The 12,777-nt window shown below is 38.4% G+C and carries 10 protein-coding genes; all 10 read left to right on the top strand.

The annotated features are described in order from the left end of the window. Positions 1-167 precede the first annotated feature (167 nt). Positions 168-800, top strand: coding sequence for an arsenate-mycothiol transferase ArsC (locus JEM65_RS17985; protein WP_199602678.1), 633 nt, complete (start codon positions 168-170; stop codon positions 798-800). A 3-nt stretch (positions 801-803) separates the two neighbouring features. Next, positions 804-1,838 (top strand): ACR3 family arsenite efflux transporter, encoded by a 1,035-nt coding sequence (arsB, locus tag JEM65_RS17990; RefSeq protein WP_199602681.1) that lies wholly within the window; start codon positions 804-806, stop codon positions 1,836-1,838. A gap of 58 nt (positions 1,839-1,896) precedes the next feature. Further along, positions 1,897-2,289 carry a hypothetical protein gene (locus JEM65_RS17995; RefSeq protein ID WP_233530723.1) on the top strand — a complete coding sequence of 131 codons (393 nt, stop codon included), beginning with the start codon at positions 1,897-1,899 and terminating at the stop codon, positions 2,287-2,289. Between the two features lie 118 nt (positions 2,290-2,407). After that, the gene (locus tag JEM65_RS18000; RefSeq protein WP_199602684.1) at positions 2,408-6,823 is read left to right on the top strand and encodes a CusA/CzcA family heavy metal efflux RND transporter; all 4,416 of its coding nucleotides are present in this window, start codon (positions 2,408-2,410) and stop codon (positions 6,821-6,823) included. Between the two features lie 18 nt (positions 6,824-6,841). Then, positions 6,842-8,056 (top strand): efflux RND transporter periplasmic adaptor subunit, encoded by a 1,215-nt coding sequence (locus JEM65_RS18005; protein WP_199602687.1) that lies wholly within the window; start codon positions 6,842-6,844, stop codon positions 8,054-8,056. 107 nt (positions 8,057-8,163) lie between these two features. Beyond that, complete coding sequence (locus tag JEM65_RS18010) at positions 8,164-8,505, top strand: P-II family nitrogen regulator (protein WP_199602690.1); 342 nt, start codon at positions 8,164-8,166, stop codon at positions 8,503-8,505. 55 nt (positions 8,506-8,560) lie between these two features. After that, positions 8,561-8,944, top strand: a complete 384-nt coding sequence (locus JEM65_RS18015) for a YkvA family protein (RefSeq protein ID WP_199602693.1) — start codon at positions 8,561-8,563, stop codon at positions 8,942-8,944. Positions 8,945-8,949: 5 nt separating this feature from the next. Then, positions 8,950-9,363, top strand: coding sequence for a Fur family transcriptional regulator (locus JEM65_RS18020; protein WP_199602694.1), 414 nt, complete (start codon positions 8,950-8,952; stop codon positions 9,361-9,363). A 44-nt stretch (positions 9,364-9,407) separates the two neighbouring features. Beyond that, positions 9,408-11,390, top strand: a complete 1,983-nt coding sequence (locus JEM65_RS18025; RefSeq protein ID WP_199602695.1) for a heavy metal translocating P-type ATPase — start codon at positions 9,408-9,410, stop codon at positions 11,388-11,390. A 104-nt stretch (positions 11,391-11,494) separates the two neighbouring features. Then, on the top strand, positions 11,495-12,775 hold the full coding sequence (locus tag JEM65_RS18030; RefSeq protein ID WP_199602697.1) for a TolC family protein: 1,281 nt from the start codon (positions 11,495-11,497) through the stop codon (positions 12,773-12,775). Positions 12,776-12,777: the final 2 nt, after the last annotated feature.

The raw sequence follows: 12,777 nt of genomic DNA on the forward strand, positions 1-12,777 counted from the left end.
CTTCCTTTTTATTTGTATCTCAAATTTTTTAAAATAAGAATTTAGGGATTTTAAGGCATTGAAAATAATAACTCTTTGTCGGACAATACTAAAAAATAATGTTATTTTCTTGCCTTTATTTTTCTTTAATCGTAATATTGCGATAAAGTAATAGATAAATAACTAATATGATCACAAACAACACAACCCTATTTTCTGAAATAGAAAATTTAATTAAAGAATTAAACCCTCAAACAATTTCAGGCGAACGTAAGGCAGTTTTACAACCGCTTACCGAATTTATCCAAGCAAAAGTTTCAAAAGATCAAGAAATTCGTCTCAACTTTATCTGTACTCACAATTCACGAAGAAGTCACTTATCACAAGTTTGGGCACAAGCAATGGCTAACTATTTTAATATTAAAAATGTGTTTTGTTATTCAGGCGGAACAGAAGCTACAGCACTTTTTCCAATGGTTGCAGAAACTCTACAAAAATCAGGTTTCGAAGTCCAAACGATTTCAGAAGGTTTTAACCCAATTTACAGCATTAAATATGCTGGCAATGAACATCCTATTATTGGGTTTTCTAAAAAATTTGATGATGACTTTAATCCAAAATCTGAATTTGCAGCCATTATGACCTGCGATTCGGCAAATGAGGCGTGTCCCTTTGTTCCAGGTTCAGAAAAACGCATTACAATAACTTTTGATGACCCAAAGACATTTGACAATTCACCACAACAGGCTGAAAAATACCATGAAAGAAGCCTGCAAATAGCAACTGAATTAGTGTATGTTTTCTCTCAAATAAATTCATAAAAAATGGCAACAAAAAAATTAAGTTTTCTGGACAGAAATCTGACGTTGTGGATATTTGTAGCGATGGCAATTGGAGTTGGACTTGGTTATTTTATACCTACATTCCCTAACATCATAAACTCATTTAGTAGTGGAACAACTAATATTCCGATTGCAATTGGTTTGATATTAATGATGTATCCACCTTTGGCAAAAGTTAATTATGCGTTGTTGCCTAAAGTTTTTAGAAACACTAAAATCCTTTCCATTTCGCTCATTCTGAATTGGATAATTGGCCCTATTTTGATGTTTTTATTGGCAATTACGTTTTTGCGGGATTATCCAGAATATATGGTCGGTGTTATTTTAATCGGTTTGGCACGTTGTATCGCTATGGTTTTAGTCTGGAACGACCTTGCAGACGGCAATAGCGAATATGGTGCAGGTCTGGTGGCTTTAAATAGTGTTTTTCAAGTCTTTGCATATAGTTTCTATGCTTGGATTTTTATAACGGTTCTTCCACCGTATTTTGGATTTGATGGCGCTATTGTGGATGTTTCAATTGGAACAGTGGCTGAAAGTGTCGCTATCTATTTAGGGTTACCGTTTTTAATGGGGATCTTAAGCCGAATAATTTTGGTAAAACTAAAGGGAGAGGACTGGTACATACAAAAATTTATTCCTGCCATTTCGCCAATGACGTTAATTGCGCTTCTATTTACCATTGTAATTATGTTCTCGCTCAAGGGAGAATTAATTGTTGAAATTCCAATGGATGTTTTAATCGTTGCTGTTCCCCTTATAATCTATTTTAGTCTAATGTTCATCATTAGCTTTTTTACAACCAAAGCATTGGGGGCTTCTTATGAGGAAAACGCAGCGGTTTCATTTACAGCGGCCGGAAATAACTTTGAATTGGCGATTGCAGTTGCCATAGCAGTTTTTGGACTAAATTCGGGACAGGCCTTTGCAGGAGTCATTGGGCCATTGGTAGAGGTTCCTGTTCTAATCTTTTTAGTCCGGGTTTCTTTTTGGTTAAAAAGAAAATACTATGTGTAAGGTTTGATTCTTTTTGCACAGCAGTTGCATCTGTTAATTTGTATCTTTGTTAAAATTTATGAAAATAATCGCTTCCATCTCAATGTCTTTTTTATTCTTTTTTCAAGGAATTAGCGTCGATTTGGATTTATGTGAAACATTTCATAGAATTTCAAGTTTTATCACCCATTATCAAGACCATAAAGTTTATGGCGACTCTTTTTTTGAATATGTAGTAGAAGATTACCTAGAAAATGATTCAAAAAGTGAAGAGCACCATAATAATTCAGATAATGAGAATCTGCCTGTCCATTCCCATCATCAATGTTGTCATCCTGTAGTGTTTCTTGTAAAAATAAATACAACTCAAACCAATCGATTAAAGATTGAAGAAAAAGAGCAATTTCATTTGCGCACGGTCAACTTCAATTCCAGATATCTGGAATCTATTTTCCAACCCCCTAAAGTATAATTCAGTTTTTTTTAAGGATACTTATATCCTAACGTGATGCTTTTTAAAGTAGGCATTGCTTTATAAATACGTTGCACCTCTACGCATCGTAAATTTTCAACTGAATTAATACTTATTTATGATTAATAAAATCATCTCATTTTCCATTAATAATAAATTTATTATTGGGCTTTTTATAGTTGTGCTTGTCGGTACAGGTATTTGGTCTATGGCTACCATAAATCTGGGTTCTGTACCCGATATTACCAACAATCAAGTACAAGTGATTACCACTGCGGCAAACCTTGGCACAGAGGATATTGAGCAATTTGTAACCTTTCCTGTAGAATTGGCAATGGCCAACCTTCCTGACGTTATCGAGCTGCGTTCAGTCTCTCGTTTTGGTCTGTCTGTGGTAACCATTGTTTTTAAAGATGAAGCAGGAACCTATCTGCCAAGACAATTGGTGCAAGAGAAATTAACCGAAGTTGCTGGCGAAATCCCCGAAGGTTTTGGCACGCCATTTATGGCGCCAATTACAACAGGTTTGGGAGAAATCTATCAGTACACCCTAAGAGTAAAGGTAGGTTATGAAGAGAAATATGATGCAACGGAGCTTCGTACCATCCAGGATTGGATCGTTAAACGGCAAATGGCGCTAGTGCCTGGAGTTGTTGAAGTAAATGCCTTTGGAGGTTATGTAAAACAATATGAGGTGGCTCTAAACCCCGATAAGCTTAAAAGCTTTGGCCTCACAATGAGCCAGGTCTTTGAAGCATTAAACGTAAATAATGCCAACACCGGAGGTGCCTATATTGAAAAAAACCATCAGGCCAATTTCATCCGTGGCGAAGGGTTGGCACGTAGCATAGCCGATTTGGAAAATACAGTGGTCTCTACACAAAACGGTAGTCCCGTGTTAATTCGTGATGTGGCTGAAAAGGTTGGATTTGGCAGCCAAGTGCGATATGGGGCTTTTACACAGGACGGTCATGAATCTGTAGGTGGACAAATATTAATGCTGAAGGGCCAAAGTCCTGGCAACGTCATAAATAATGTCGAAAAGCGTATCACCGAAATCCAGAAATCCTTACCTGAAGGCGTTTATATCGATACGTTTTTAAGCCAAAGTGACCTTATTGAAAGAACTACAAGTACCGTAAAAACAAATCTGATTGAAGGGGCGCTCATCGTAATATTTGTTTTGGTACTTCTTTTGGGAAGTTTTCGGGGTGGATTGATAACAGCTTCGATAATCCCTTTATGCTTATTGTTCGCATTTATTTTAATGAAACAATTCGGAGTCTGGGCAAACCTTATGTCGTTGGGTGCGATTGATTTTGGGATTATTGTTGATGGTGCGGTAATTATTGTGGAAGGAATGGTTTTTCACATTCATCAACGGGTTAAAAGATCCAATGCAGTTATAGGACAATCTGAGATGGATGAAATAGCCTATGATTCTGCGAGTAAAATGATGAATTCGGCTTTTTTCGGTCAATTAATCATTCTCATTGTTTTCACACCTATTTTGTTTTTAACAGGCGTGGAGGGGAAAATGTTCCGACCTATGGCGTTTACTTTTGGTTTTGCCGTTTTAGGGGCGATAATTCTTTGTCTTACGTATGTCCCAATGATGTCTTCATTATTTTTAAAACCTGCGACAGATCAAAATAGTTGGTTTGCCAAATTTGAGAACAGGATGGATAGGATCAGTGATAGGATTATGGGCGTTTTAAACCGTGCCTATTTGCCCATACTGAATTTTGCACTCCGTTTTAAAGCGGGTGTCATAATTGGAGCGGTGGCGCTTCTCTTAATTGCCGGAGTTGTTTTTAGCAATATGGGGGGCGAATTTATCCCAAAATTCGATGAAGGGGATATTGCGTTTCAAGCATTGATAAAACCTGGAAGTAGTCTGACGGAATCCATAGAGGCTTCCAAAAAACTTCAGAATTTGATTAATGAATTTCCGGAGGTGAAAACTGTAGTTTCAAGAATTGGGGTGGCCGAAATACCTACAGATCCAATGCCTATGGATATTGCCGATAGTTATATTATTCTTGAAAAGGACAAGAGTAAATGGACTTCAGCAGACAGTAAAGAGGAGCTCATAGAAAAAATTCAGGAAAAAATTGCGGTTATACCTGGCGTAAACTTCGTATTTACCCAACCTGTAGAACTTCGTTTTAATGAATTGCTAACTGGTGTTCGTGAGGATGTGGCAATCAAACTATATGGAGAAGATTTGGACGTGTTGGCAGACAAGGTACAGGAAATGGCTGCGGTAATACGGAAAGTTCCGGGGGCGGCAGACCTTAACGTAGAAGCAACAAGCGGTTTACCACAAATGACGGTGGTGTATAACCGTCCAAAAATGGCACAATACGGCGTTACCGTCAATAAACTGAACGATTATGTAAGTGCTGCCTTTTCAGGCCAAAAGGCTGGTGTCATATTTGAAGGTGAAAAACGATTTGATGTAGTCATGCGGTTGGGAGAGGAATTTCGGCAAGATATCAATAGCCTTAAAAATCTTTACGTAGACCTGCCAAACGGAGCTCAAATACCATTAAAGGAAGTGGCAGATATCAGCTATAAACCTGGACCGATGCAGATTTCAAGGGATAATACCTCTCGTCGTATTTCGGTTGGTGTGAATGTTCGTGGCCGCGATGTAAAATCGATGGTTGAAGAAATTCAGCAAAAATTGGAATCTGAAGTGCAATTGCCACCTGGTTATTATGTAACCTACGGAGGGTCTTTCGAAAACCTACAAAGGGCATCAGACCGTTTAATGATTGTAGTGCCCATCGTCTTATTATCAATACTTATTCTGCTTTATTTTGCTTTGAATTCTTTTTCACAGGCCCTGATGATCTATATGGCAGTGCCTTTGGCGGCTATCGGAGGCGTTTTCGTTCTGTGGATTCGTGGAATGCCTTTCAGTATTTCGGCAGGTGTCGGATTTATCGTTCTCTTTGGAGTTGCCGTGTTAAATGGACTCATACTTATAAACAAATTCAATGAACTAAAAGAGAGTGGAATGACCAATTTAAAAAAGCGTATATACGAGGCCACGCACGAACGTTTACGACCTATCCTATTGACCGCCATTACAACAATTATGGGCTTTATCCCCATGGCCGTTTCCACTTCTGGTGGTGCAGAAGTGCAGCGACCTTTGGCAACAGTAGTCATTGGAGGAATGCTTACGGCAACATTTCTGACCTTAGTGGTTCTACCTATACTTTATTATTGGCTGGAATCGAGAAAGGAACGAAACAATACGGATGGAGGTGTAAGCTATGTCAACAAATCAACTACTATTGTAACCGTATTATTGATGGTTAGTGGTTTGATGGTTTCTGGAACTGCTTTTGCCCAAGACACCAACCAAGATGGCACAATTGCAACATCCTTGACTGTAGAAGAGGCCATTGCTATGGCAAAACGGAATTATCCATCGCTTAAGGAAAGTCAGGCATTTATTGAACGTGAAAAAGCACTAAAGGCAACGAGTTTTGACCTTGGTAGTACACAAATTTTTACGGGTAAAGAAGAATATGGGAATAATCTTCCTGGGGTGCAGACCACCGTTGGTGTGCAACAGGGCAATATTGATTTGCTTTCCGGTTTTTCAAAATCCAAGTTTTACAAAGAGCGTATTGTCTTGGGAGAGAAAAATTATGTGGCTAATGAACAACAGTTGGTGCGCAATGTGATGCAGGCCTATGACCAAATTAATTATTACAAGGCACAGCTGCGTTTTGCGAATCAATTGGACAGTGTTTATGCCAATTTTAAGACCGCTGCCCAGCTTCGGTATGACACTGGAGAAACAGGCAAGTTGGAATTTATTTCAGCCTCTTCCGAATTTCAACAGATTCAGGTGTTAAGGCAACAAGCTTTTGATGATATTGAAATTGCCAAACGCGCCTTAAAGCAATATTTGGGAATAGAGGATACCATCGAGACAGTAGAGGGCTTTTACGAGCCTTTGGATTTTATGGCATCATTGGGTGCAAGTTCAGTGGCCAATAACCCAATGTTGCAATATGCCTTGCAGAATACCGAAGTAAGTAAAGCAAATGTGGGCGTTGAAAAATCGCAATTCCTACCGAAATTCAGTTTATCGTATGGCAGACAGGTTGTGGATGATGTTTCGGGGTTTAACACCTATCAGGCAGGCATTAGCATTCCGTTGTGGTTTTTACCGCAGCAGTCGAGAGTCAGGGCGGCCAAAGCAGACGCAAGGGTAGTAGAGAATCAATATTTGGAACAAAAAGCGGTTATAGAAAGTCGGGTGTCGCAATTGACCAAATCAATAGCCAAAACAAAGAAGATTCTGCAATTTTACGAAGAAGGTGCACTATTGTTGGCAGAAGAACAAATTACTACAGCGCAATTGGCATCTAAAGAAGGTGAAATAGATTATGTCAATTACATCACGATTCTCAACAGCGCCATCCAGATTAAACAAAACCATTTACAATACATCAATCAGTATAACCAGCAGACCATCGATTTGCAGTATCAATTGGGCAACCTATAATTTAAAACGAAACAAAAAATGAAATATATATTTATAATTAGTGTAGCACTAGTAACCTCCTTATTGATAGGTTGCAATAATAAGGAAGATTCTAAAGATGGTCAAAATGAGGAAAATGCATCTACAGAAAAAATGCACGATACCGAAAATGACCCCAATTTAGAAGGCGTTGTCCAACTTACTAAGCAACAGGCTGAAACCATTGGTTTGGAAATGAAACCTTTGGAGGAGCGGAATTTAGGGAACAATATTAAAGTAACAGGTACGTTGGAGCTTTTTCCACAGGACAAGGCGAATATCAGTCCGTTTATTGGGGGTAATGTAAGTTCTATAAAAGTCATACCGGGAGATAATGTAAGTAAAGGGCAGGTGTTGGCATATATAGAACACCCAGATATCATTGCAATGCAACAGGAATATCAGGAAAGAAATAACGAACTGGTATTTTTGAAACAGGATTTTGAGCGCAAGCAGATTCTATATGACAAAGGTGTTTCTTCTGGAAAGGAATTTCAAATGGCGCAGTCAAAATTTCGTTCTACCACCTCCAGCGTCAATGGTTTGCGGTCCCAATTGAGACTGTTGGGGATTAATCCGGATAAAGTGGCTGCCGGCCAAATCTATTCCGCTGTTCCCATTACCACACCTATAAGTGGCTATGTGGATGAAGTTATGATTAGCCTTGGCGATTTTGTTGCGCAACAATCCAAAATGTTCTCAATAAGCGACAATTCAAAGATTTATGTCAACTTCAAAGTATATGAGAAGGACATAAAACAAATCAAAAAAGGGCAGCAGATATATTTTTCAACCGCCTCCCGTCCAGATGAATTGCTTGAGGCAACAGTACGTTCTATTGGTAAAACCTTCAATACCGACCCAAAAGCCTTGGAAGTTCTGGCAGATATTGAAAACAAGGATAAAAACCTATTGCCAGGTATGTACGTGCAAGGGCGCATAGTTCAGGGTGAGAAAAAAGCTTTTGCCGTACCGGAAGCTGCCATAATAAAAGAAGGCGAGCAATCCTTTATTTTTATTTTGGAGGAGGATAAAAAAATGGATGCCAACAAAATGGAATTTGAAATGGTACCCGTAACAGTTGGAATTACTGATTTGGGATTTGTTGAGATTAATCTTCCTGCCGAAGTTTCAAAAAACGCCAAAGTTGTCATAAGCGGAGCTTACAACCTGTTTTCGGAAATGGTTAAAGGCGAACTGGAACACGGACATTAATTCAATAATGATCAAAGGTTTTGATTCCGGGTTTGTTATTTTTCTTAATTAATTAGTTAAAAATTAAAGATACGGGCTCGGTTCAAAATCGGCTAAAAATTTATAATATGAAGGAAATCAAAGCATTTATAAAACCCAACCGAATCCAAAGAGTAATTGAAGCCCTAACAGATAAAGGATTTAAAAGCATGACTCTTTCACAAGCGGAAGGTACTGGAGCCTTTAAGTCAAAAGGTGCAAGACCCTCGTTGGACTTTCATGTTACCGACAGTCCGGTAGTCAAGTTGGAACTGGTTTGCCAGAAAGGGGAAGCCCAAGCGGCAATTGAAATAATTTTGGCAAATGCTAAAACTGAAGGTCCAGGAGATGGAATTGTTTATATAGCAACTATTGAGGATGCCATTCAGATTAAAACGGGCGCATCCTTAAAACGGAATAATAAGGAGTAAACCTAATTTAACTAAGTATAGAACATACGAAATAAAATCCTTGAAGTTGGGCCATATGTCAATACTAAAAAACATAAAAAATAAATCCAAAAAGCTGATGCAGGAACTCATTGTCCTACATCTTGCCTATAAAAACCCGAAAACACCTTGGACGGCCAAAGCCTTGATTGTTTTAATTATTGGGTATGCCTTAAGCCCCATAGATTTGATCCCGGATTTTATCCCCGTAATCGGACTGCTCGATGATTTGATTCTTCTGCCTTTGGTTATTTATTGGGCAATCAAGCTTATTCCAAAAGACATCCTGGAAGAATGTAGGGTAAAGGCGAAAACGCATCAATGGAACAAAAGAAAGAGTTGGACGGCGGCTATAATAATTGCTATAATTTGGATTTTGATTGTGTATTTTATTATACATGCGCTGTTCCTTAATAAATGATTACGATGACAGAAATAGAGAGATTTTTAGAAGATAAAAAAGTTCGTCCTACCGCAATGCGGATCCTTGTCTATAAATATATGGCGAAAAGGCAAATTTCAGTGGCCTTATCAGATATTGAAAACGCATTTACCAAGGCAGAAAGAACGACCTTGTATCGCACGCTGAAAACGTTTGAAGAAAACGGAATCGTACATCAAATAGATGATGGTACGGGAATAACTAAATATGCCTTATGTGAAATAGGGTGCAATTGCGAAATTGAACAGGATTTACACCTACATTTTCATTGCAATAATTGCCAAGAAACGGTGTGCCTTACAGCGCATAAAATTCCACATATTAATTTACCGGAAGGTTATTTGGCCAAAGATGTAAACCTTGTGGTAAAAGGTTTATGCAAAAATTGTAGTAACTAATAAATGCACTTCCCTTGCATTAAATAAATTAAGAAATTGCACTTATGAAAAAGAAAAATGTAAACCTTCAGGACCTCAATACGCAAGAGCATAAAGGAGAACATACTCATGCCAACCCGCTGGGGGAGGATGACGGCCACAACCACAGCAGCCCGGAAAGTCTAGGGAAACTTAAAACCTATTTACCTGCAATTTTTAGCTTTATATTGTTAATGGCAGGTATTGGATTGGATTATTTTGAAGTTTCATTTTTTAAAGATTGGGTACGCATCGTCTGGTACGTCGCGGCATACCTTCCTGTGGGATTTCCTGTAATAAAGGAAGGGTGGAAAAGCATTATCAATGGCGATTTTTTTACTGAATTTCTATTGATGTCCATCGCCACCATAGGTGCGTTCGCCATTGGCGAGTATCCCGAAGGGGTGGCGGTTATGCTTTTTTATGCCGTCGGTGAACTCTTCCAGAACGCAGCCGTGAATCGGGCAAAATCAAATATAAAAGCCTTATTGGACGTAAGGCCAAATGAAGCTTTGGTATACCGTAATAATGATTATGTCTCGGTAAATCCCGAGACCGTCAAAATTGGAGAAAAAGTTCAAGTCCGTGTAGGCGAAAAAATCCCTTTGGATGGTATCTTACTTTCTGAAAAAGGTTCGTTCAATACCGCAGCCTTAACAGGCGAAAGCAAGCCTGATACCATTGCAAAAGGCGAAAAGGTTTTTGCAGGAAGCATCAATCTAGATGGCGTTATTGAAATTGAGACCACCAAAGAATTTAAGGACAGTTCCATTGCCCGAATCTTGGATATGGTTCAGAATGCTACCGCACGTAAATCAAAAACTGAATTGTTTATTAGAAAATTTGCTAGAATTTATACACCTATTGTGGTGTTCTTGGCTATTGGACTGACATTTTTACCTTACTTTTTTGTGGACGGCTATGTCTTTAATGAATGGTTGTACAGAGCATTGATTTTCTTGGTGATTTCCTGTCCGTGTGCTTTGGTAATCTCTATTCCATTAGGTTATTTTGGTGGATTGGGCGCAGCATCAAAAAATGGCATTCTTTTTAAGGGGGCTTCATTTTTAGATGAAATGACAAAGGTAAACACCGTCGTAATGGACAAAACGGGAACTGTAACCAAAGGTGTTTTTAAAATCAAGGACATAAAACCAATTGATTGGAAAGCACCTGAATTTATGAAATATCTAATGGCAATGGAAGAACAATCTACGCATCCCATCGCCAAGGCAATTATGGAATATAAAGCCGAAGGCGAAGATTTTCAAGCTTCTGAAGTCACTGAAATAGCAGGCAAAGGTCTGAAGGGAACAGTAAACGGCAAAACAGTTTTGGTCGGAAATAAACTATTGATGACTTCAAACGGTATTGAAGTTCCATCAGCAACCGACAACATTGTGGAATCTATCGTTATGGTCTCCATTGAAGGTGAATTTGCTGGCTATGTAATTATCGCAGACGAGTTAAAGGATGATGCCCACCAAGCCATTAAGCAAATTAGGGAATCTGGTATTTCCAAAATTATAATGCTATCTGGAGACAAGGATTCCATTACCCAGCAAGTTGCCCAAGAAATGGGTGTTGATTGGGCAAAAGGAGGTCTGCTTCCTGAAGATAAATTAGCAGAAGTTGAAAAACTGATGTCCGAAAACGATACTAAAGTGGCTTTTATTGGCGATGGTATTAACGATGCGCCAGTATTGGCGGCAAGTGACGTTGGTATTGCCATGGGTGGTTTAGGAAGTGATGTAGCCATAGAAACAGCAGACGTTATCATTCAGACCGACCAACCCAGTAAAATCGCAAAAGCCATTAAAATAGGACGTTCCACACGTCGCATTGTTTGGCAGAACATTGGTTTGGCGTTTGGAGTTAAAGCGGTAGTTTTAGTTTTGGGAGCAGGTGGTCTGGCGACAATGTGGGAGGCTGTATTTGCGGATGTTGGAGTGGCTTTGTTAGCGATATTGAATGCTGTGAGATTGCAGAAAATGAAATGGAAGGTATAAGACCGGATTTCATTTAAACTGATACTAACGGGCGTATATTGTAAAGCTTAAGATCTTCTTTAGAATTGACATGTATTTTTATGACTTAATTCAAATCTGTTGTTTTGAAGCCTATCTTCTTTTTGTTTTGTATAAGTCTTGCGGTAACCATAAGCTTTGCCCAACATAATGCCAAACTTGATACTTTTATAAAGTTGGCAAAAATGAACGCGCCCAATTTAATTGAAAATGGCAATTTTTTAAAAATTGGCAATTTGCAAGACCGGCTTATAACGGCCCAAAACAATTCGTTTCAGGTCAATGCAACTTCAGAGATTCTCTTAGCCCCATATTTTGATAATAATGGAAAGATTATAGACATCTCTACAGCTCCTTCAAGTACAGCTTTTGGATACGATGTGGGCATCACCAATGGTGGTTTATATTCCGCACAAATCAATGTGACTAAAAATCTGTTCAATCAGGCCATAACTGGTAATTTATTGTTTCAAAATAAAATTCTGAACAATACCATCTCGCTTTCTTCCGAAGAAATCTCCCATACTATTGTAAAGAATATTACGGATACCTATGTCATGGCGTATCAGTTTCAGTTGCAGGAGGCCTTCACAAACCAAATTCTTAAAGACCTTGAAAATAGGTTACAGGTTGTAGAATTATTGGTGAAGCGAGCTGTTTTAATGGAGAGTGATTATTTATTGTTGCAATTGGATATTGATGGTAAAAAATTAGAACTGCTACAAATCCAAAACAATCTAGGGGTAGCCATAAATCAGTTGTTCACTTTGAGTGGTGTCCCCGCCGAAACTATAGACCAGTTAGAACCACCCTTGATTAATGATAATCAAAGTCCTTCACAATTTTTCTACGAGAAAAAATTTGAGAATGACAGATTGCAAATAGTTGGAAATCAGCGCGTCTTTGAAAATCAATATAAACCACAAGTTTCTGCTTATGCCAATACAGGTTTGAATGCAATAGAGATTCCAAATATCTATCGAAAGTTTGGGGTAAGTGCCGGGCTGCGATTGACAATTCCGATTTATGATGGACAACAGCGCAAGTATAACGCGCAACAAAGTCTTTTGAAAGAAGAAAGTTTAGAATTTTACAGGGAGAATTCAAAAGTACAGATTGACAATAACCTCAAAAGTATCGAAGAACAAATTCAAGCATTGGAAATCTCCCTGCAATTGCTTGACAAACAATTGAAAAAACAAGAAAACATTTTGGAAATCTATAAAGGGAAATTGGTTCAAGGCCAAGTATCTATCGTGGATTACTTAAATGTCATTCAGAATTACAAACTAAATGGGTATACAAAACTTCAAATGCAAACCAATTTTTGGTTATTACAAAATCAATATAACTTTATAAACTGGTAATT

The organism is Gelidibacter salicanalis (assembly GCF_016469035.1).
Taxonomy (GTDB): domain Bacteria; phylum Bacteroidota; class Bacteroidia; order Flavobacteriales; family Flavobacteriaceae; genus Gelidibacter; species Gelidibacter salicanalis_A.

Bases quoted from the DNA above. Each gene is read 5' to 3' on its own strand.
- JEM65_RS18015 (WP_199602693.1), top strand. From the start codon at position 8,561: ATGTCAATACTAAAAAACATAAAAAATAAATCCAAAAAGCTGATGCAG.
- JEM65_RS18025 (WP_199602695.1), top strand. From the start codon at position 9,408: ATGAAAAAGAAAAATGTAAACCTTCAGGACCTCAATACGCAAGAGCAT.
- JEM65_RS18005 (WP_199602687.1), top strand. From the start codon at position 6,842: ATGAAATATATATTTATAATTAGTGTAGCACTAGTAACCTCCTTATTG.
- JEM65_RS18020 (WP_199602694.1), top strand. From the start codon at position 8,950: ATGACAGAAATAGAGAGATTTTTAGAAGATAAAAAAGTTCGTCCTACC.
- JEM65_RS18000 (WP_199602684.1), top strand. From the start codon at position 2,408: ATGATTAATAAAATCATCTCATTTTCCATTAATAATAAATTTATTATT.
- JEM65_RS17985 (WP_199602678.1), top strand. From the start codon at position 168: ATGATCACAAACAACACAACCCTATTTTCTGAAATAGAAAATTTAATT.
- JEM65_RS17995 (WP_233530723.1), top strand. From the start codon at position 1,897: ATGAAAATAATCGCTTCCATCTCAATGTCTTTTTTATTCTTTTTTCAA.
- JEM65_RS18010 (WP_199602690.1), top strand. From the start codon at position 8,164: ATGAAGGAAATCAAAGCATTTATAAAACCCAACCGAATCCAAAGAGTA.
- arsB (WP_199602681.1), top strand. From the start codon at position 804: ATGGCAACAAAAAAATTAAGTTTTCTGGACAGAAATCTGACGTTGTGG.